The following is a 20,834-nucleotide window of genomic DNA, read 5'->3' as shown; positions in this document are numbered from 1 at the left end:
AAAATACGCCATTTTTTCGCGACACGCCATATAACTTTTTTATAGATAATTTTATTTACTATCAATAAAAATCGCATATTTGCAAGAAATCTGCTTTAAACCCAAGAGTCTGGTTCAATTCCTTGCGGTCCCACGAATTCTCCGTTCGGCACATAACTTGGTTCTCCTGTATCTTCTAAAACAGCGTCAGCAAACATTGAAACTTGATTTCCAAATGTCCAATCCCCTCTAATAGTTACTGATTTTGCAGCAGCTAAAGCTGGAACAGAATATGGGAATCTTTCGTTGAAATCATTGATGTTTTTGTAATAACGTGGATCCAAATCAATATCAGGAAATATATAGTTACCATCTTCCATTTCATATGAATCAGTAAGATGGAATCTATCTGATCGCATAATAAATAAGTCATTGGTTGTTTTAACAGGCAAGAAACGCATGCGATCAACTTCTACGCAAATTGCGTCATCAAAAAGTGAAGCTATTGCGCCCATTGCTGTTTCTAATTGCACTACTGGTGTGCTGCTTTCGTCAGTTGGGTCAACAGTTTTGTGATTAAAAATAACAGGCAAAGGCAAAATTCCTTTGTGCTCTTTTAACTTTTTTTCTAGAGCATCTACACGAACCCAAATATTATTTGTGTTGAAGTATGGATGTTTTTTAATGCTTTGTGCGCTTCTACGATCCTCAGGATGAACCTGTGTCATTTCTCGTAGTATTAGTCTTCCTGTTTGCGCGTCCCTAACAATGTGACCGCCCTTACGATCTGCTTGCGTTCGCTTCGCAACCTCAATCATGATAGGTGCGCCAGTATTTTCAAAATGTTGAGCAAGAGTGCGCGACGGTCTAGCACCTAAATTGTCAGAATTTGAAATAAACAAATACTCAATTCCATTTTCTTTAAGAGTATGCAATAAATCAGATTCCCACAGAGTTGAAAAAATATCGCCGTGACCTGGAGGGCACCATTCAAGAGATCGATCTTCCTTGTGAGAAACCGGTTCTCCAGTTTCCTCTACTAATTTTGGTTCTTGATGTTGAATAATTTCTACAGGAATATTGTCTTGCACAAACTTGCGATTGCGTTTTAGTACTTGCAAAGTATCATGAGACGTGCGGAAAGAATTCATGAAAATAAGCGGAAGATTAACTCCTAATCGTTGACGAGCTGTAAGAACTTGTCCAATAATAATATCAATAAAGCGCATTTGGCGAGCTTTATGCCTACGAACTGGTAGTAAAGATTTTGCGCAAGACAAGCCCATAGATGTTCCCAAACCGCCATTTAATTTAATAAAAGCAGTTTTTGCGAATGCGTTAACAGCTTTGTCGTGATCAATAGTTTCGTAAATTTCGTGGAAAGTTGGAACGCTTTTAATAGGCTCAACCGTGTTCTCGCGAATAAACTCCGCAGGCTTATCCCCTGATTTATCTAAATTCCAAGCATTATATAAGTGTTTAAATTGTTCAATAGCAATTTCGCTCATGCCTTGTTCGCGCATCTTTGCAGCGGACAACTCAAACGCGTCATCCATGTAAAAGCCTCCTCGTATGCATGTGACCTTAATAGTTTAGCGATTTGTGCGTCGCTGCGCAAATATTGCTTTTAACGGTTATTTTGAAATACTATTATGATTCTACCAAAGTTAGAAATTGCAAGATAGAAAATAATAAGCGCAGCCAATAATAAATACTGACTGCGCTTATGAGAAATTTGCTACTAAACACCACTAAATATGAAATTTAGTTATTTTCTGCATTGTTGTCATCATTTTCTTCCGGTTCATCTCCAGTTTTTAGATGATGCTCGTCATAGCCTTGCAAGTAACGAGTGTGACGCCAATGGTGAATAGAAGCGTTTGTACCGCGATGATGTACGTGATACTTACGTGGAGTACCACCATAAGGAAGCTCTTTAACTTCGCTAGCAACTGCTATTTGGTTCACATTAGAAGGATCCATAATAGCAATTGGAGCAACAGGCTCTGGTTCTGTTGGAGCGGCAGTTCGATTCTTCAAGTGCGATGGCAACCATTGTGCAAACCAAGACAATGCCAAGCAAATAAGGAAATATATTACTGCTGCAACGCTTAATGTTTGCAAAATATTAAAGTACATTGATCCGAGTCGACGCGATTCCTGAAGCAAATCAGTGTACATAATAATTGAACCAAGTGCAGTATCCTTCAAAACAACTACAAGCTGAGTTACTGCTGCAGGCATCATAGCAATAATTGCTTGAGGCATTTCAATTTGTGTCAATGATTGGTATTCGCTCAATCCTAATGCAAGCGAAGCTTCTCTTTGACCGTTTGGCAAGTTGCCAACACCAGATCTAACAAGTTCTGCAACAACAGAACCGTTATACATAATCAGTGCCAAAACAACAGCCCAGTATGATGATTCTTTCATACCAGAAAGTGCGAATGCTCTCCACAAGAAAATCATAAGCATCAATACTGGTACTGCACGGCAAAATTCTACTACTATTGCGGAAATACTACGAATAATAAAATTAGGTAGTAAACGGCAAAGTCCGAAGAATAAGCCAAATACAATAGAACCAACTACTGCAAGTAACGATGCCTTTAGTGTCATCCATAATCCAGGAAGATAAAAATCAACCCAGGCTTCAGATTCGAGTGCAGGATTCCAAAGTGTCCAAGAAAGTTGGTTTTCTCCCTCTGGAGGATTGCTCAAACGAACGAGAATAGCAATAATGCAAATAACAAAAATGCAACCGGCAATAATATTAGCTATGCGAATTTTCTTAAGAGCTTTTGGACCTGGAGCATCAAATAATAATGATTGTTCACGTTGTTTAGCCATTGTTATCACCTTCTCACAGCAAGTTTATTTGACAAATAAGTAGTCAAAATGCCGATAGGAATGATGAGCATAATGTATCCGCAAGCGAAAATTAAGAAGATTGGAACAATCAAATCTGCATGTTTCTCAATCATTTCGCTCATCATTGTTGAAGTCTCTGTGGCAACTGATGCTGCAGCAGCAACTGTAGAATTCTTAAGCAAAGCAATAAAAGTATTACCTAATGGTGCTACTGAACCGCAGAAAGTTTGTGGAAGAATTACTTGTGTTGCAGATTGGAAGAAATTTAATCCAAGAGCGCGGCAAGCTTCTGCTTGGCCAACAGGCACTGTATTAAGACCAGATCTCAAAGATTCGCAAACAAATGCTGCAGTATAAAGCGATAATCCAGCAATTGCCAGCCAGAAGAAATTCACTTCAAAAATTGAGGAGAATCCTATCTTAAGCTGAGCGTAAACGCCTAAAACCATGAAAACCATAATGATGGTAAGTGGCATGTTTTTAAACAATTCAACATAAACTGTAGCAATCATACGTAATGATGAAACAGGGCAAATGCGCATAGTAACAAGAATTACGCCAATAATTGATGAAAAAAGTACACTCCATAAAGTTATTTCAATATTAACCAAGAATGCTCCTGGAATATTGTAGGAGGTAAATAGCTGCATAAAATCTTGCATATTACTTCTCTCCTTCTTGAGGAATTGGCGGATTATACTTTGCGTTTGGCTTAAAGCCAGTGCCTCGTAAATTGTCGTCTAGAGCTCTTTTCCATGATCCGTTACGAATCATGTCTTTTAAGGCTGTGTTAATTTTCTTAGCTAAGCCTGTATTTCCTTTTTTAATGCCAATTCCGTAATATTCTGCGGTAAATGGCTTGTTTACAAGCTTTAAACGACCTCGAGAAGCGGTTGCTAAACCAGCAAGAATAATGTCGTCGGTAGTTACAGCATCTACAATTCCTGAGAATAATGCAGTTGCACATTCTGCATAACCAGGCTGTTGCATAAGCTGTACCTTTGAAGAGTAACGCTCCTTAATAGCAATTGCAGATGTTGAGCCTGAAACTGAGCATAAACGCTTTCCGTCCAAATCATTTGGACCGCTTACTTTATGCTCATCTTTTCGAACTAGTAAATCCTGGCCAGCAATAAAATATGGTCCTGCAAATGTCACCATTTTTTTACGAGCATCCGTAATAGAGTATGAGGCTACAATCATATCAACATCGCCATTTTGGAGCATCGTTTCGCGTTGTTTAGATGGTGATTCTTTCCACACAATCTGATCTTCGGAATAGCCAAGCTTTTTAGCAACATACTTTGCAACATCAACGTCGAATCCAACGTAAGTTCCTGATTTTTTGAAGCCGATGCCTGGCTGATCGAATTTAATACCGATGCGTATGACTTTTTTACCATCGCTACGATCGCACGCTGTAAGTGGCATAACGCAACATATGGTACAAAGCATCGCTAGTATCGCACGAAAAATGCGATTTTGTAATATTTTCATATCTTTTCCCTTCATAAGAACTGTTTTAAAGTTTCAGAATTTTACTGAAAGATAAAACAAAAAGCAGATTAATGCGTAAGAATCTTGGAAAGGAAATCTTTTGCACGATCAGTTTTTGGATGTTCAAAGAATTCTTCAGGAGTGCCTTGTTCAAGAATTTGACCATCTGCCATAAATACAATTCTGTCAGCTGCCTTGCGTGCAAATCCCATTTCGTGGGTAACACAAATCATAGTCATGCCTTCTTTTGCAAGTTCAACCATGACATCAAGAACTTCATTAACCATTTCCGGATCTAGTGCAGATGTAGGTTCATCAAAAAGCATAACTTTTGGCTGCATAGCAAGAGCTCGAGCAATTGCAACACGCTGCTGCTGACCGCCGGAAAGTTGTGAAGGCATTTTATTTGCTTGATTATCAACTCCGACTCGAGTAAGCAATTCCATAGCAAGAGATTCAGCACTTTGCTGATCCATATGGCGCACTTTCATTGGAGCAAGAATAACATTTTCCAAAATAGTCTTGTTAGCGAAAAGATTAAAGGACTGGAATACCATACCAACTTCTGCTCGCAAAGCTGCAAGTTCTTTTCCTTCTTGAGGAAGTGGCTCACCGTCAATACGTATGTCACCTGAATCAATAGTTTCGAGACGGTTAATTGTGCGACACATTGTCGATTTACCAGAACCAGATGGACCGATAATAACTAGTACTTCGCCTTTATTAACAGTCAGATTGATGTCTTTAAGCACATGAAGTTTTCCATAATGCTTTTCGACATGACTTAGTTCTACGAGGGGATTTGCCGCTTTTTGCACTGAAATAGTGCGATTAGTCATATCCTCGGCGTTTGGATTTGACTTTGATACTTGCTTATCCATAACAAGAAGTTTAGCTAACCTGTGTTACGGCTATTTATCACTATCGTTACGTTTTGTAACTCTTACGTTACAAAAAAGCCGTTAATTGTAATCATAAAATCAACAATCAACGGCTTATCAATAACACTTTTTACAAGTATTTCTATTTACTCGTTTTCTTCTGGATCGTAATCAACGCCAGTTTCAGCACGCTGCTCGTCAGAAATCGGAGCAGGAGCGCCGGTTAGAGGATCCCTACCGCCGCCAGCCTTAGGGAATGCAATTACGTCGCGGATTGAGCTTGCGCCTGCCAAAATTGCAGCAGTACGATCCCAACCCAAAGCAATACCAGCGTGAGGTGGAGCACCATACTTGAAAGCTTCAAGCAAGAAGCCGAACTTTTCGTCAGCTTCAGCCTTATCGATTCCAAGAACGTTAAGCACACGATCTTGAATATCGTCGCGGTGAATACGAACGGATCCGCCGCCCATTTCGTTACCGTTGCACACGATATCGTAAGAATCGCTCATAGCGTGCTCTGGATCTTTATCAAACTTATCGATCCAATCAGCAGATGGCATTGTGAATGGATGGTGCATAGAAGTCCACTTTGAGTGACCAACAGCAACGTCGTCATCATCTGGATCATCAGTGCGCTTGAACAGTGGGAAGTCAACAACCCAAGTGAAAGCAAACTCATCTGGGTGAAGCAATCCTGCGCGGCTAGCAAGCTCTACACGAACAGCACCGAGCAAAAGCTGCGAAGACTCGCGGGAGCCTGCTGCGAAGAACACTGCATCGCCATCTTCTGCTCCAACAGCTTCCTTAAGACCTGCGCGCTCTTCTTCACTAAGATTCTTAGCAACAGGACCCTTTAACTCGCCATCTTCACCAAACACAACGTAAGCCAATCCCTTAGCTCCACGCTGCTTAGCCCAATCCTGCCAAGCGTCAAACTGACGGCGAGGAGTTGCAGCACCGCCCTTAAAGAGCACAGCGCCAACGTATGAAGCTTGGAACACGCGGAATGGAGTGTTCTTAAAGTAGTCAGTCAACTCAATAAGTGGGTTTCCAAAACGCAAATCAGGCTTATCGGAACCATACTTATCCATTGCTTCCTGCCAAGTAATACGAGGCAAAGGAAGAGCAATCTCGTGACCAGCTTCCTTCCAAATAGCAGCAATAACGCGCTCTGCCATAGCCATAACATCTTCCTGGCTTGCAAAGCTCATTTCCATATCAAGCTGAGTGAACTCAGGCTGACGATCCGCACGGAAGTCTTCGTCGCGATAGCAACGAGCAAGCTGATAGTAGCGCTCGACGCCAGAAACCATGAGCAACTGCTTTAGAAGCTGAGGAGACTGTGGAAGTGCGTACCAAGAGCCTGGAACCAATCGTGCTGGAACAACGAAGTCGCGAGCACCTTCAGGAGTTGACTTAATGAAAGTTGGTGTTTCAACTTCAGTAAAGTTCATGTCTTCCAAAGCATGGCGGGCAGCCTTAGCCATATCAGAGCGAAGCTTCAAATTGCGTTGCATAGATGGGCGACGCAAATCAAGGTAGCGATACTTCAAACGAACATCTTCGCTTGGAAGCTTGTTCTCGGACTCGTTTTCCAAAGCTGTTGAAACCTGGAATGGCAAAGCGTCTGACTTTGCGAGAATAGTAACAGTTTGAGCAACAATCTCAATTTTACCGGTTGCTAAATGATCGTTTTCGTTGCCATCTGGACGCAAGCGAACTTCGCCGGTCACTTGTACAACGAATTCACTACGCAATGGTCGTGCAGTTTCTTCATCGTAAATAACAACTTGCACTAAGCCTGTGTTATCACGGACATCAACAAAGGCGACTCCACCATGATCACGGCGACGATCAACCCAACCAGCGATGGTTACTTTTTGCCCGACTAATTCTTCAGTCACTTCAACGGCATGATGTGTGCGATACGCCGTCTGGCTCATAAGTCCACTTCCTCTACAATCTAATTGATATATTCATTTGTTTCTATTGACATGATTTTGCGCACAATATTCAAGCAAATTTGCAAGAACATTATTTAGCGCAAGAAACTGTCTGCCGGGCATAAACAGTATCCGGTTGCCAAGACGTGGCATCCGCGGTTTCCTGTTCGCCAGTAATAATATTTTTTACTTCATCGTGAGATGACTCTGATTCAGTGCTATCAGCAGGGAACCACACATAAGGAATGCCGAGCTTGTCAGCATATTTTATTTGCTTACCAAGCTTTGCTGCGCTAGGAGCAACATCTGCTGCAATGCCTCGATCTCGTAAAGTTTTAGCAATAGCATTGCATGCAGGACGATCTTCTTCATTCCACACTGCAACAAGTACTGCAGCAGGAGAAACTCGAGAAACAGTAGCTCCTGCAGTGTGAAGCATATAAGAAAGCAGTCGAGACATGCCAATTGAAAGTCCTACGCCTGGATACTTCTTCTTGCCCTGTGAAACTAAATTATCGTAACGTCCACCAGAGCAAATTGAACCAAGAGATGCTGCATTATCAAGGAAAGTTTCGTAAACAGAACCAGTATAGTAGTCAAGTCCACGAGCAATCTTCAAATCAGCAACAACAGCGCCTGGGCGAATACGTGCTGCCTCGTCTACAATCATTGCAAGAGTTTCAACACCTTGAGAAGCTAAAACATAAGACTCGTTATCATCATTTCGAGAAATATTATGCTTATCGCATAATTCGTCGAAACGAGACTTCAACTCATCTCCTGTTTCGGCAGTAAGTTCAGCTAATTCTAAGCATGCATCAGCTTGAGAAGCCGTAGCTCCGCATTCTTTTACCAAAAGCTTGGATACTTCTTCAGCGCCAATTTTGTCTAGCTTATCGATTTCTCGAAGAACTCCCTCGATATCGCTTAATCCAATACCGCGATAAAAACCTTCAGAAAGCTTTCGATTGTTAGCATGAACAGTTGCCTTAGGAAGACCGAACTTACGTAAACGCTCAAGAGCTTCAACCATGACAAGTGGAAGTTCAACTTCGTAGTGTGAAGGTAATTCGCCATTTCCTACGACATCGATATCTGCTTGAACAAACTCACGGAAACGACCTTCTTGTGGACGCTCCCCTCGCCAAACTTTTTGCATTTGCCAGCGCTTAAATGGGAACGTCAAATCACCAGTATGCTCAACGACGTAACGGCTGAGTGGAACTGTTAAATCGAAATGTAAACCAATGCGTTCTTCTACAGGAGTGTCGGATTCGTGACCAACTTCTTGTAAACGCGATAATAAATAAATTTCTTTACTGGTTTCGCCTTTTTTTAATAAGCTTGAACCCTGTTCTACTGCACGCGTTTCAATTCCAATAAAACCGTTGAGTTCAAACACTTCTCTTAGTGTGTCAATTACTTGCTGTTCAACAGCGCGTTCACTAGGAAGCCATTCAGGGAAACCCGATATTGATGAGCCTTGTACCATGTCCACTATAATAGGTGGTGTTGCGGAAAAATCATGGCTTACCGTCATACTTATTCGTAACATTGTTACCGTGCATCTGCTGTAAGGAGTCGTCCCGTGACCGAACAGACTAAACCTGAAGAAACTACTAAAACTACTACCGCGCCAAAGCCAGTTGCTCCATCTCCAGCAAGCTTCGCGCATAAGACTCGTGTTGTTGCTCAAGCACCAACCATTTCTTATAGTGAAGAGGATATTAAAGCCGCAAAAACTTTTGGCCGTGTTGATGAAAATGGCACTGTTTACGTTACTGAAAACGGTGCTGAGCGTGAGGTTGGTCAATACTCCACTGGCACTCCTGAAGAAGCGTTGACTTTCTATATTCACCGTTATCTTGATTTGAAGATTAAGCTTGATCTTTTTGCTAAGCGCTTAGAAGCTTCCAATGTAAAAGCAAAAGAAATTGACGAAACGCTTAATACTTTGAAAGCTGAATTGGAAAATCCTGCTGCCGTAGGCGATATTGCTGCTTTACGTGCGCGACACGCCGAATTGACTGCAAAAGGTAATGAAAAGAAGGAAGCAATCGCTAAAGCTCGAAAAGAAGCTCTGGAAAAAGCTTTGAAAGAGCGTACAAATATTGTAGAACGTGCAGAATTGTTAGTAGCGCAAATGAATGAATCTACTAATTGGCGTGAATTAAACGATAAGCTACGTGCTTTATTTGACGAATGGCAGGAGCATCAGCGTACTACTATTCACTTGAATAAGTCTGATGCCGATGCTTTGTGGCAGCGTTTTTCAAAGGCTCGTTCTGCATTCTCTCAGGCTCGCAATTCTTGGGTTAAAGAACGTGAGCACGTGCGTAATACTGCTAAGCAGCTTAAGGAAGCTATTATTGCAGAAGCTGAAAGCTTAAAAGATTCAAAAGATTGGCGTGAAACTTCTATGAAGTTCAATGCTTTGATGGATCGTTGGAAGAAAGCTGGCAATGCTGGCCGCCAGCACGATGATGCTTTGTGGGCTAAGTTCCGCGAAGCTGCTGATGCTTTCTATCATGCTCGTCAAAATGACCGTGAAAAGGTTAATGCTGGAGAACACGAAAATCTTGCTAAGAAGGAAGCTTTGCTCGTAAAAGCAGAGGCTTTGTTGCCAGTAGAAAATGAAGAAGCTGCTAAGAAAGCTCGTAAGGCTTTGTCTCAGATTCAGGAAGAATGGGATGCTATTGGTTTCGTTCCTCGTGAAGATATGCGTCGTATTGAGTCTCGCTTAAACGACGTTGATAAAAAGATTAAGGCTGTTGAAGAAGCTGCTTGGCGTGAGGCTGATCCTGAAGCTAACGCTCGTAAGTCCAGTTTTGCTTTACAGTTGGAAGCACAACTAGAAGAGCTTAACGCTGCTATTGCTAAGGAAACCGATAATAAGCGTAAAGCTAAGTTGGAAGCTGAAAAGGCTACTAAAGAGCAGTGGTTGAACGCTGTTAAATAATTAGTTTTATAACTAACTAAAAGTATGGGGTCGCTTGATTTTAAGCAACCCCATACTTATTTTTTCGGCTGTATTTTAAGCTTTATTTGCTTTAAGAGTTTTTTATTAAAGATTTAGCTAAATGAATAAAAGTATTAGCTAAATTAGAATCTGCCAATTTTCCATCTTCGGTTAGAACAGCAGGTCTCCCTGCTTCACCAGTTTCTCTAAGCGCAGGATCTAAAGGAAGTTGAGCTAAAAGAGGCACATTAGTGTCAAGAGCGTTACAAAGTTGTTCGCTTACTCTCCTTCCTCCTCCTGAACCAAATAATTCTAAGCGCTCGCCGTTATTTTCAAACCAGCTCATGTTCTCAACAACTCCGCGAACTTTTACAGGAATTTGCAAAGCCATAAGACCTGACCTAACTGCTACATCTGATGCGCTAGGCTGTGGAGTTGTTACTACAACAAGCTCTACGTTTGGTAAGGATTGCGCTACAGCTAATGCCATATCTCCTGTGCCTGGAGCTAAATCAAGAAGTAAAACATCAGGGTTGCCCCACCAAACATCTGAAAGAAACTGCTCTAAAGAACGTTGTAATCGTGGTCCTCTCCACAAAATAGCACGATCAGTTCCAGCAAACATTCCAATAGAAATAAGCTTTACTCCCCAAGCAACTACAGGCATAAGCATTCCGTTTAAATTTGTTGGTTGAGAATTAACTCCAAACATTCGCGGTAAAGAAAAGCCGTAAATATCGGCGTCAATAGCTGCAGTATCGTAACCTAATGCGGCAAAAGTTGCAGCTAAATTAGCAGTTATAGAAGATTTTCCCACTCCGCCTTTCCCAGAGGCTATAGCAAAAATTCTCGTGCGAGTGCCAGCTTTATTAAATGGATTTTCTTTGCGTTCAGCTTTTAAATCTGCAACCAACTTTTCTAATTTAGTTTTACTCATTGCAGTAGCGTTAACGTGCGGTATGAGTATTGCTTGAGGATATTTAGATATAGCTTCTTGAACTCGTCCTGTAATTACTTCCGCAAGAGGGCAATTTGGCACAGTAAGTTCAAGATTTATCTCTACATCATAAGCAAACTTTGTTGTATCAATGGTTTCAGCTTTCTTTATCACATGCACTCCGGTTACCATATTTAATTCGGTAACAGAGCGACCTAATTCTGGATCAATAACGCTACCCAGCAAATCGTAAACTTGTTTTTCGAGTTCACTTGTATTCATCCGTTATGATTCCTCAGCAATGAGATTTGGAACAGTATTATTTGCAATTTGTAGTATTTCTTCTAAGTTCCCAGTTTTTAAAAGAGTATTAAACTGTTGTTCGTTAAGCATAGGGATGCCAAGTTCTTGCGCTTTAGTTGCCTTGGATCCTGCATTTTCGCCTAGAATAACGCAATATGTGTTCTTGCTTACTGATCCTGATGCTTTGCCGCCTCTTGAGACTATAGCTTCTTTTGCGCTGTCTCTTGTAAATCCTTGCAAAGATCCTGTAACAACTATTGTTTTACCTACTAATGTTTGAGCGAAAGATGATGCTTCAACTTTCCCTACTACACCTGCTTCTTGCCACGATTTTAATACTTCAAATTGCCAATTAGCAGGGTCTTTAGCTTGTTGGAACCAGTTGTATACTGCTTGCGCAATTTCAGGACCAACTCCATCAATTTGTGTAAGTTCTTCAATAGATGCTTTGGAAATATTGTCTAAAGATCCAAAATTTGCCGCTATAAGACGTGCAGTTGGTGGACCTAGTCTACGAATAGATAAAGCAACCAAAACTCGCCACAGTGCTGCATTCTTGCCTTTTTGAGCTATTTCTTCAAGCATACTACGAGTAGTTTCAGAAGGTCTTGTATACCATGGCACATTTATTGTTTCTTTAGCGTTGTCGCTAGTTTTAGCATTTCTAGTAATGCGCTTATTTTTCCAAAGTACCACTTTAGCGTCAATTGGAACTTGGAATTTAGGATATTGAGGATCCCATTGTTCGTTTGGTGAAGTAGTTTTTTCGGGAGTTCCTTCTGCTTCGTAATTTGTAGATAACTTTGCTTCGATTGTGCGAGTCCAAAATGCTCTAACTTGATGCCAAAGACCAGATCCGCCTATTTTGCGTGTACGCTTTTTAAAGCTACCGTCTTTACTAACTTCTTTCCACTCTTCAACAAGAGGAATTTCTTTCCAAACCATTACATTTTGCAAATCGTCGGCAGTAATACTAAATAATCCAGCTTCATTTCTAAGTACTGGAGTTTGTGGTTCAGGTAGCGTTAAATCTGGTGACGGTATATATGGTTGTTGAGTTGCGCCTCGCTGAATTATAATTTTATCCATATCTGGGCAGTAAACTTCTGCAGTTGTAGGTCTGCAATCCTCAGGATTTGTAAGAGCTAGCGCAGCGTTATCGCCCAAATTTTCAATATCAAAAGCTTGTCTGGAAGCCAAGTGAATTATTCGTTCTGTAAGTTGAGCTGGGCAGTTTTCTACATTTGGGCAACGAATGTCTTTATCTCCCTCTTTTGCAGGAGCTAGCTTAGTTCCACAAGATGGGCAGTATTCTGGCATAACAAACTTTCTAAGTTCATTTTCTCGCCCTTCCCTAGCTTTAAGTACCGGTCCGACTAATTCTGGAATAACATCCCCAGCTTTACGAACTACGACAGTATCGCCAATTAGCACGCCTTTATGTTCAACTTCGTAAGCATTATGAAGAGTTGTGCGAGAAATTGTCGATCCTGCTACAGTAACAGGTTCAAGAACAGCTACAGGAGTTACTCTTCCAGTTCTTCCAACCTGGACAATAATATCCTTCAAATAAGTATTAACTTCTTCAGGAGGATACTTGTATGCAATAGCCCATCGTGGAGCTCTAGAAGTAGCTCCTAGTTGATGCTGTAATGCTCTGTCATCAACTTTTACAACTATGCCGTCTAAAGCGTGCAAAATATTTGCTCTATGCTTTCCGTAATAGTCAATCATTTCTTCTATTTCAGAAAAATTTGTGACTTTTCTTGTGTACGGAGAAACAGGTATTCCCCACTGTTGATAGAGCTTATATGCGTCAGACTGATTAAATTTTGTTTCACTATTGTTATGGTTTGTATTTTCTTTCCAACGAAGCTCACCTAGTCCGTGTGCAAAAAAGCTTAATCGACGCGTGGCTGTAATTCGTGGGTCTTTTTGGCGCAAAGAGCCGGCTGCAGCGTTACGAGGGTTTGCAAAAGCAACTCGTCCAGCATTTTCTTGTTCATCATTTAATTTTCTAAAGTCTTCCCATTTCATAAAAACTTCGCCACGAATTTCCACGAACTCAGGAATATCGTCAGGATTATCAGAATGAAGCTGTGTTGGTATTGCTTCAATCGTTCTTACGTTTAATGTAATATCCTCGCCAGTTACGCCATCGCCTCTAGTAAGACCTTGTTCAAGAGTACCGTTGCGATAAATAAGATTTAAAGCAAGACCATCAATTTTTACTTCGCAAGTCATAGGAAGAGGCTTAGACTCATCCCATTGTAAATCGCGAATTACGCTGTTATACCAATCATGTAATTCTTCAATTGAAAATACGTCATCCAAACTCATCATTCGAGACGGATGCTTTACAGAAGTAAAATCGTTAGAAAAAGTTCCACCTACGCGATGTGTTGGAGATTGAGGAGTATCTAAAGTTGGGAAGGCAGCTTCTAAAGCGCTTAGCGCTCGCATTCTTGCATCATATGCTGCGTCTGAACTAGTCGGAGAATCTTCTACGTAATAAGCAATTTGATCAGATTGTGCCCAAGCTGCCAATTTTGCCCAAAGTTTCGCAGCTTGCTCTATAGTAAGCGTCGCTGGCTGCAAGTTTCCAAGAGCCAACGCATCAGTGTCTGTTGGCTGAAGTTGAGCAATCCACGTATCTGTTTTTTGCGTATTTTCATGAGTCTCATTTTGCTCGTCAAAATCGTCAAAAAGAGTCCATTGTGCGTTTTTTGACTCGATATCATCGTGAGCCATACTCATGAAACCCCCTTCAAATCAGCTGTTGCTTTATATAGATTATGTCACTTACCATTTACGCATTTAATGAACGTAAGAACTGTGATTGTACTGCACCTTCACAATCGTCATTCAGTGACATTCGAATATGCGCTACGCACAAAGTTCTTGCAATTACAAACATTCCATCGTCAACAGTTAGCTTTGCGGCTTTTCCAATAATATGATTTGCTTCAATATTAGGCCAGACAGGAATATCGTCACTCATAAAGCAATGTCTAACATCATCCATACTAGTAGGAGCTTTATAACACTGCGAGCGCATTCGTGATAATAATTCTTCTAGTTCCATTTGTAGCGGTTCTATTCTTCCTGGAGCTAAATAGTCTGCCATTCGGTAAGCGCTTGCTGCCAGAGTGAACTTGTCTTGCATCCAAGCTGCATAAGCTAATCTATAGTATGCGAATGCTGCGTCGTCTTTGTCTAATGCGACTCGAAGTGCGTTTAGACATGCTGCTACTGTTGACGTCCAATCTTCTTGTTGCGATAATGCTGCTGCAAGTCGCAAATGCGATAATGCGTATGTTGGAGCGTATGAAACCATTGTGTTTAAATGTTTTAACGCCGCATCATATTGATGTAGTTGTGAGAGCAAATCTGCTAATTCCATGTGGGCGTAGAATAATCCGTCTGGAATAAGTAGTGTTTGCTCGTCTGGTGTTGCGAATAAGCGGTTGTACACTACTCGTTCTGCATATGAATTAAAGTAACGTGGCACAGCATTATCTATTGTGAACATGGTGTCAAATTTTGCAATATTGTTCTCATAAGATTCTAATGCTTGTTTAATGTCGCCCTCTATGAGTTGTTCTTGGGCGTGTATGCGCATATCTCTTATATTTTGAGATGCTTTGAAATGAAGTTCCGGTATTGTAGTTTCGTCAATAAGTGAACGAGTTACTATATCTGCTTGGTTGTTAAGCTCTGGGTCGCCAATTTGTTCGATGATATTCATTGCTTCACGAGCTTTTTCAGCTGTTGTTAGCAATGGTTGTGAAGCAATATGATGAAAATCGGCGACTGCTTGCTGTAGCAAGTCTTCTCGTTGTATAGAAAGACCTTTAGCATGTTCTGTTCCGAGTATTTCTTCTTGTTCTTCGTTAAATAGTGTGTCTGAAAACTCTGGCTCTTCCTGTGCGCCGTTAGGTGAGAAGCAAGTGTCATGCAAATCGAATGATGGTTCTACAGTGTTAAGCTTGCAATTTTCGTTTAAGCTTATACGAGCGTTAGATTTTTTGTAGAATTCTATAGGATTTCGTAATCCGTGCGAGCGAATATGTTTTACGAAATTGTCACGTTCGAAAGTGACGGTCATTAAAGTTCGCACTTCTGGCGGTTCGCTAAATGCTGCTAAAGGATTTGTGTTATTTGCGTTGTTTTCATTGTTTCCGGCTGCCATTGCGCTTGTTAAATCATCACTATGCTCATCTACTAATGATTGCGCAGCTTCTACAACATCAGCAAACGGTAGGTGTTGCAAATCTTGCAACTTAGAAGGGTCGCCATGAATGTCTCCATCTTTTGGCTCACCTTTTTCGTGCGTCGTACTATTGTTATCAATTCTATTTAGTGCTCTTAGCGTACGATTTAGTAGATTGCTAATAGCGCTATCTTGTGCAGCAACCATTTCTTCTAAACCTATAGAGTCAAGTCTAATAGAAACTTGCTGTATTTTATCGCTAATACCAAAAGCGAGAGTTGCAAGCATAATTCCAATTCTCAAATTGTAATTTACTGAAATATTGGACTTTTCGCTATCGCTATACTCATGCCACTTATTTTTATGAGTATCGTAGATACTTCTTGGCATTAGTGATGATCCTGTTGCTGTAAAAGCTAATGCAACTTTCCCATCTCCTAAATTAGAGCGAAAATCTGCATCAAAACGGAACGGTAAATACAAGCTACGAATAAGTTCAGCTAAAGATTGGCGATACAACCACTCTCCTGCTTCAGTCTGTTTTAAATACGATGCAGACTGTTGGCACTTGCGAGCTTTGCGCCATAAATGCATTAATGGGCGAATACAGTCATCTTGCGTAGGATCTCCGAAACTTTGCATTCCTAAATCTTCGCTAGCAATAAAAGCTGGATCTTCAATAAATGAGTTATCGATAGCACAAATGCGCTCGCAAGTAATATTATCTTCTAAACTTTTACCACCTTGCGATGCGTTTGCTTGAATGCATTGATAAATTGCTTGTAGTCTGTTTAATGCACCTTCAATGCGCAACACTTTCAAAGCTGCAGAAGGCTCTAATGAATCATCCCAAATCAAGTAATGTGCTGAAGTTTTCTGTGCAGGTTGTAAGTGTAATCTTTCCGCTGCATGGACTGCTTCTAGACTGTGAGTTTGCTCTAATGCTCCAACGTCGCGCATGACGCGTTCGTAGTATTCTTCCAAACCGGAAACTCTAAAACCTTCTTTGCGCGCAGTTTTAATATCGGAAACGCTTCTTCTTATTGCGCCAAGAGGAGCTTCTGTATGCAAGCGGTGTAATACGTGAAAATATCCAAAACCAACTAATGATTGGTGTAAATCTGGCACAAAAAAAGTCGCAAAAAATACTGTAGCAATAGCGTCTTCATATGAAAGATTGCATCTAAAATCGTCACTCAACGATACGCGTGTGCCTTCGATAGTATATTTTTTATGCTTTCCATTGTTTAAGCAGATCCATGAAGCAACTTGATGTAAGCCATCATCTAAAGAAACTTGCATAACAACATCGCCATAGACAAAAGGCTTATCGTTAATGTTTTGTTTTGCGTATGAGCTTGAAGTATTCTTATTTACTTTCTTTTTTCGTAAATTTTTAAATACGTTTTGTAGTTGTTTTGTAAAGTTATGTGATGCTTGTATTTGCTTAGATCCATAGAATCTAGTTTTGTTATATAGATTAAAAGACCCTTGCTCAATAAATGACAATTGTGGTATGCGCTCAATTGCTTCTACAGGAGTTACTTTATCTCCTGTGTAAACTCTCCCATCTTTGTCTGCGATTGCAAGTTGACGAAAATGTTTTCCATCATCTTTGCATAAACCTAGCGCAATTCCAAATAGTTTCCCAGGGATTTTAAACCAAGCTAGTTGGGTATTTGCTGGAAGTCCTGGAAAATCACAAAAAATACGGTGTTTAGAAAAAGTAGGAATGGAAGTAATTTCGCCTTGTTGCCATAAGGAATCAATAGCGTCTGACATGATTGACATACGATCTTCTTTAGAGTGTGTCTGCTCGGTAGATTGCACGTCTTCAGCCATAATCCCCATTCTTTCAAGTCGTTGACATAATGCAAGTTGCGTTCGTAAGCATTCAGCATTTAATCTTGTGCGCTGACTGCACTCGTCACATCATAGTTCAGTATATAAGTAGTATATAGGAAACGCATGTTCGATGTGTGAATGTTGCAGAATTGTGGATATTTTATTTTCAAATGGAGCGGACAACGGGACTCGAACCCGCGGTCTCAACCTTGGCAAGGTTGCGCTTTACCAACTAAGCTATGTCCGCAAACAAGTGAATACCTTATATCATTTTCATAAAAAGTGCAAATTAGGTATGTCGCAAGCCTTACAAGTACTGGCTGCACTTGTAAGGCTTACTTGTTTCAGATTTTCAGTGTTTTAAGTTGAAGACTTATTTTATTTGTTTGCTTACTTGCTTTCGTCATCGCGCTTTGGAGAAGATGGTGTTGCACCCTTTTCAAGCACTCGACCAGGGCCTGCAAGATAAGCTGCGCGGCCTGCTTCAATACCAAGCTTGAATGCTTTAGCCATAAGCACAATATCGTTTGCAGTAGCAACTCCAGTATTTGCCATTACAGCTGCAGCACCCATTTCCATTGCTTCAGCAGCCTGGCTTGGAACGCCAATGCCGGCATCGACAATAACAGGAAGATCGATTTCGTCGATAATAAGCTGAATAAACTTCTTAGTTTCAAGACCCTTGTTAGAGCCAATCAAAGAGCCGAGAGGCATAATTGCGGCAGCTCCAGCGTCGCGCATTGCCTTAGCAAAGTACAAATCTGGATACATGTAAGGAAGAACAGTAAAACCTTCGTCAGCCAAAATCTTTGTTGCTTGCAAAGTAGCTTCATTGTTTGGCAACAAATACTTGCGATCAGGAATAATCTCAAGCTTGATGAAGTTTCCGCAACCCATTTCGCGAGCAATATGTGCAGTGTTAACTGCTTCCTCTACAGTTACGCATCCGCTAGTATTAGGCAAAATGGTAACGCCTTCTGGAATATGCTTTAAAATTCCTGCAGCTTTCTCGCTATAGCGAATTGCTACAGTAATCATTTCAGCTTTAGCACTATTTACTGCGGCATCAATAAGCTCCTCAGAATACTTTCCAGAACCCAAAATGTATCGAGAAGTAAACTTCTTACCACCTAATTCTAAATAATCTTCATTCTCCATAATTTCCTCCATTTTTTATCCATTTCAACGCTTCTAACGCTTCTAAACTTGCGATAATCGAAACATAAGGCAAATACAAGCCTTCTTCAGGAGAAGACTTAAAATCACCTACTAAGCACACGTTTGAAAGATGCTTAATTTTTACGTTCTTAATATCTCCTAGTCCAGATAAGCCAGAAGCGGTAATAACATATTTGTTAGGATGATTCATGAAATAGTCAAGAACCATTGCTTTCGATTCGCGATTGTCGAATGCTTCAATAAACAAGTCGGAGCGCTCAGCAATCTCATCTAACGATTCCGGCGTAACTTTTTGCACGAAAGCTTCTACTTCAACGTACGGCAAAGTTTCATTAAGCCGCGCTTTAGTAGCAGATACTTTGTGTTGTCCAATTTCGTTAATCGTATAATTTTGACGGTTTAAATTCGAATACTCGATACTGTCAAAATCGTAAATGTACAACTTTTTTACGCCGGCTCGCGCAAGCATCAACGCAATGTTTGATCCCAAACCGCCGCAGCCAAGTATTGAAACTGATTGTTGAGCAAACAAATCATTATCTTCCTTTAGCTGACGTTTAAGAACTTTTGCGCGAATATCGTCACTTTCCATTCATCCTCCTCCCATAATGCTAAATACTTCAATTTTTGCGTTATCTTTAACTATGAAAGTTTCAAAATCTTTGCGTTTTACTAATTCACCATCAACTTCTATTGCAACAAAAGTACTGTCGTAACCTTCGCGCTTAAGTAGTTCAAGTAAATTCTCGTTCTCAACATAATCCACAGTATCGTGATTAAGTTTCAGCACACTTACCTCCTTTCTGTAGAATATGCTTTAAGTTTTAAATATTACGTTTAAAGATTCTACCTAATCCTTAGCTGGATGAAGAATAAACTTGCCCTTGAAGCCTTTGCAAACGCCATTTTCTTGGCTGTAAATTTCTTCGCCGCGAAGCAAAGTTCTTACCACCTGGCAGCCAATAGTGCGACCAACGTATGGGCTGAACTTGTTTCGATACTCAAGGTCTTCAGCTTTAAGAACATAAGGAGCGTTTGGCTTAATGAATGCAAGATCTGCGTCGTAACCCAAACGTATGCTGCCTTTTCCTTTCAAATCGAAGCGTTTTGCAGAATTGCTAGAATTCAATGCCACAAATTGAGTTAATGACATTCCGCGCTTTTGCACAGCTTCATCAAAGAACACATCAACATCGTTTTGAACGCTACCAATACCACCCCAAGCTGTGAAAGCATCATCAGTTTGCTTCAAACTCAAAGGAGCTGGCGAATGGTCGGAAACAATGAAGTTAATAGAACCGTCAAAAACCTTTTCCCACAAGCCATTCTGGTTTTCCTTGTCACGAATTGGCGGAGTGCACTTAGCGATATTTCCAATTTCGTCAAGCTCAGAAGTGTCGAAATATAGGTAATGGTTGCAAGTTTCGCAGCTTACGTCTACGCCATTCTTACGAGCGTCAGCAACAGCTTGAGCACCTTCTGGTGAAGAAACATGAACAATATGAATTCTGCATCCAGTTTCTTTAGCAAAAAGACAAGCGCGTTCAATCGCTTCAACTTCAGTGAAAACAGGTCTGGTTGCTACGAACTCAGAAAGCTTTCTAGCTCCCATTTGATGAGCTTTCTTTCCAAGCTGGTCTGTAATAGGAGCATTTTCGCAATGCATAATCAAAATTTTGCCGGTTTTTGCAATCTGCTGCATACCGGTGTAGAGGGAATAATCGTCGCAATTATACAAATCAACTTGCAAATCCTTGTCGCCAGTAGTGCCGAGGAATGCTTTGTAATTAACGACACCCTGCTTATCTTGCTCGCATATTCCGCCATTGAGGTTTTGTGGTTCCAAGCCACCAGTTTGACCAACATCAACCTTGAGCTTTCCGTCGGCTTCTTTAAGCACTGCTTCAAATGATTTTCCATCAGTAGTTGCAGGAATTTGATTGCAAGGCATTTGCAGCATTGTAGTAATACCGCCTTTTGCGCCGGCAGAAGTTGCTGTTACAAAACCTTCCCAATCGTCGCGAACGCCGCCGCCTGGAGCGTTAATATGAACGTGAGAATCAACTTTTCCAGGAACAACTATTAAATCAGTTGCATCAATAGTTTTATCGGCTGTAAAGTTGCTTCCAAAAGCAGCAAACTTGCCGTCTTTAATTGCTATATCGGCTTTAGTTGCTTCATTATCGAATACAACCAAACCATTTGTGATTACTACATCGTAGTTCAT

General features: G+C 40.8%; 15 protein-coding genes and 1 tRNA gene. 1 reads left to right on the top strand and 15 read right to left on the bottom strand.

Annotated elements, in window-relative coordinates:
- Positions 1 to 95: 95 nt before the first annotated feature.
- From DOD25_RS02835 to hisS, 7 genes are all read right to left on the bottom strand, one after another.
- Positions 96 to 1,535 (bottom strand): UTP--glucose-1-phosphate uridylyltransferase, encoded by a 1,440-nt coding sequence (locus DOD25_RS02835; RefSeq protein ID WP_064340389.1) that lies wholly within the window; start codon positions 1,533 to 1,535, stop codon positions 96 to 98.
- Positions 1,536 to 1,743: 208 nt separating this feature from the next.
- Entirely contained in the window at positions 1,744 to 2,829 is a 1,086-nt protein-coding gene (locus DOD25_RS02830) for an amino acid ABC transporter permease (protein WP_004106637.1), read from the bottom strand.
- Between the two features lie 5 nt (positions 2,830 to 2,834).
- Entirely contained in the window at positions 2,835 to 3,512 is a 678-nt protein-coding gene (locus tag DOD25_RS02825; protein ID WP_004574250.1) for an ABC transporter permease subunit, read from the bottom strand.
- A 1-nt stretch (position 3,513) separates the two neighbouring features.
- Positions 3,514 to 4,347, bottom strand: a complete 834-nt coding sequence (locus DOD25_RS02820; protein WP_064340390.1) for a glutamate ABC transporter substrate-binding protein — start codon at positions 4,345 to 4,347, stop codon at positions 3,514 to 3,516.
- 68 nt (positions 4,348 to 4,415) lie between these two features.
- On the bottom strand, positions 4,416 to 5,228 hold the full coding sequence (locus tag DOD25_RS02815; RefSeq protein WP_004106646.1) for an amino acid ABC transporter ATP-binding protein: 813 nt from the start codon (positions 5,226 to 5,228) through the stop codon (positions 4,416 to 4,418).
- A gap of 146 nt (positions 5,229 to 5,374) precedes the next feature.
- Positions 5,375 to 7,171, bottom strand: a complete 1,797-nt coding sequence (aspS, locus tag DOD25_RS02810; protein WP_064340391.1) for an aspartate--tRNA ligase — start codon at positions 7,169 to 7,171, stop codon at positions 5,375 to 5,377.
- A gap of 91 nt (positions 7,172 to 7,262) precedes the next feature.
- The gene (gene hisS, locus DOD25_RS02805; protein WP_064340395.1) at positions 7,263 to 8,663 is read right to left on the bottom strand and encodes a histidine--tRNA ligase; all 1,401 of its coding nucleotides are present in this window, start codon (positions 8,661 to 8,663) and stop codon (positions 7,263 to 7,265) included.
- Positions 8,664 to 8,759: 96 nt separating this feature from the next.
- Between hisS and DOD25_RS02800 the strand changes: the two genes are divergently transcribed.
- On the top strand, positions 8,760 to 10,130 hold the full coding sequence (locus DOD25_RS02800) for a DUF349 domain-containing protein (RefSeq protein ID WP_004574246.1): 1,371 nt from the start codon (positions 8,760 to 8,762) through the stop codon (positions 10,128 to 10,130).
- A gap of 91 nt (positions 10,131 to 10,221) precedes the next feature.
- Here the strand turns inward: DOD25_RS02800 and DOD25_RS02795 are convergent, their stop codons facing one another.
- The 8 genes from DOD25_RS02795 to allB all read right to left on the bottom strand — a co-directional run bounded on the left by DOD25_RS02795 (position 10,222) and on the right by allB (position 20,834).
- Positions 10,222 to 11,349, bottom strand: coding sequence for an Mrp/NBP35 family ATP-binding protein (locus DOD25_RS02795; protein ID WP_064340392.1), 1,128 nt, complete (start codon positions 11,347 to 11,349; stop codon positions 10,222 to 10,224).
- A 3-nt stretch (positions 11,350 to 11,352) separates the two neighbouring features.
- Positions 11,353 to 14,121, bottom strand: coding sequence for an NAD-dependent DNA ligase LigA (gene ligA, locus DOD25_RS02790; protein WP_082851871.1), 2,769 nt, complete (start codon positions 14,119 to 14,121; stop codon positions 11,353 to 11,355).
- Between the two features lie 58 nt (positions 14,122 to 14,179).
- Positions 14,180 to 17,425 carry a tetratricopeptide repeat protein gene (locus tag DOD25_RS02785; RefSeq protein WP_112928649.1) on the bottom strand — a complete coding sequence of 1,082 codons (3,246 nt, stop codon included), beginning with the start codon at positions 17,423 to 17,425 and terminating at the stop codon, positions 14,180 to 14,182.
- Positions 17,426 to 17,599: 174 nt separating this feature from the next.
- Positions 17,600 to 17,675 (bottom strand) — tRNA-Gly (locus DOD25_RS02780).
- Positions 17,676 to 17,818: 143 nt separating this feature from the next.
- Complete coding sequence (locus tag DOD25_RS02775) at positions 17,819 to 18,586, bottom strand: thiazole synthase (RefSeq protein ID WP_004108959.1); 768 nt, start codon at positions 18,584 to 18,586, stop codon at positions 17,819 to 17,821.
- Positions 18,576 to 19,199: a sulfur carrier protein ThiS adenylyltransferase ThiF gene (thiF, locus tag DOD25_RS02770; RefSeq protein WP_004106663.1), complete on the bottom strand. Its 624-nt coding sequence runs from the start codon at positions 19,197 to 19,199 to the stop codon at positions 18,576 to 18,578. Before thiF ends, DOD25_RS02775 begins: the two co-directional genes overlap by 11 nt.
- Positions 19,200 to 19,397, bottom strand: coding sequence for a sulfur carrier protein ThiS (gene thiS, locus DOD25_RS02765; RefSeq protein WP_004106666.1), 198 nt, complete (start codon positions 19,395 to 19,397; stop codon positions 19,200 to 19,202).
- Positions 19,398 to 19,457: 60 nt separating this feature from the next.
- On the bottom strand, positions 19,458 to 20,834 hold the full coding sequence (gene allB, locus DOD25_RS02760) for an allantoinase AllB (RefSeq protein ID WP_004106667.1): 1,377 nt from the start codon (positions 20,832 to 20,834) through the stop codon (positions 19,458 to 19,460).

Source organism: Gardnerella leopoldii (assembly GCF_003293675.1).
GTDB lineage: Bacteria > Actinomycetota > Actinomycetes > Actinomycetales > Bifidobacteriaceae > Bifidobacterium > Bifidobacterium leopoldii.
Note: the sequence above shows the minus strand (reverse complement) of the source record. Positions and strands in the feature narration are given on the sequence as shown.

Excerpts from the sequence above, each read along its gene's own strand:
- DOD25_RS02835 (WP_064340389.1), bottom strand. The coding sequence starts at position 1,535 with ATGGATGACGCGTTTGAGTTGTCCGCTGCAAAGATGCGCGAACAAGGC.
- hisS (WP_064340395.1), bottom strand. The coding sequence starts at position 8,663 with ATGGTACAAGGCTCATCAATATCGGGTTTCCCTGAATGGCTTCCTAGT.
- DOD25_RS02820 (WP_064340390.1), bottom strand. The coding sequence starts at position 4,347 with ATGAAAATATTACAAAATCGCATTTTTCGTGCGATACTAGCGATGCTT.
- DOD25_RS02775 (WP_004108959.1), bottom strand. The coding sequence starts at position 18,586 with ATGGAGAATGAAGATTATTTAGAATTAGGTGGTAAGAAGTTTACTTCT.
- aspS (WP_064340391.1), bottom strand. The coding sequence starts at position 7,171 with ATGAGCCAGACGGCGTATCGCACACATCATGCCGTTGAAGTGACTGAA.
- ligA (WP_082851871.1), bottom strand. The coding sequence starts at position 14,121 with ATGGCTCACGATGATATCGAGTCAAAAAACGCACAATGGACTCTTTTT.
- DOD25_RS02825 (WP_004574250.1), bottom strand. The coding sequence starts at position 3,512 with ATGCAAGATTTTATGCAGCTATTTACCTCCTACAATATTCCAGGAGCA.
- DOD25_RS02795 (WP_064340392.1), bottom strand. The coding sequence starts at position 11,349 with ATGAATACAAGTGAACTCGAAAAACAAGTTTACGATTTGCTGGGTAGC.
- DOD25_RS02830 (WP_004106637.1), bottom strand. The coding sequence starts at position 2,829 with ATGGCTAAACAACGTGAACAATCATTATTATTTGATGCTCCAGGTCCA.
- DOD25_RS02815 (WP_004106646.1), bottom strand. The coding sequence starts at position 5,228 with ATGGATAAGCAAGTATCAAAGTCAAATCCAAACGCCGAGGATATGACT.
- thiF (WP_004106663.1), bottom strand. The coding sequence starts at position 19,199 with ATGGAAAGTGACGATATTCGCGCAAAAGTTCTTAAACGTCAGCTAAAG.
- allB (WP_004106667.1), bottom strand. The coding sequence starts at position 20,834 with ATGAACTACGATGTAGTAATCACAAATGGTTTGGTTGTATTCGATAAT.
- DOD25_RS02785 (WP_112928649.1), bottom strand. The coding sequence starts at position 17,425 with ATGGCTGAAGACGTGCAATCTACCGAGCAGACACACTCTAAAGAAGAT.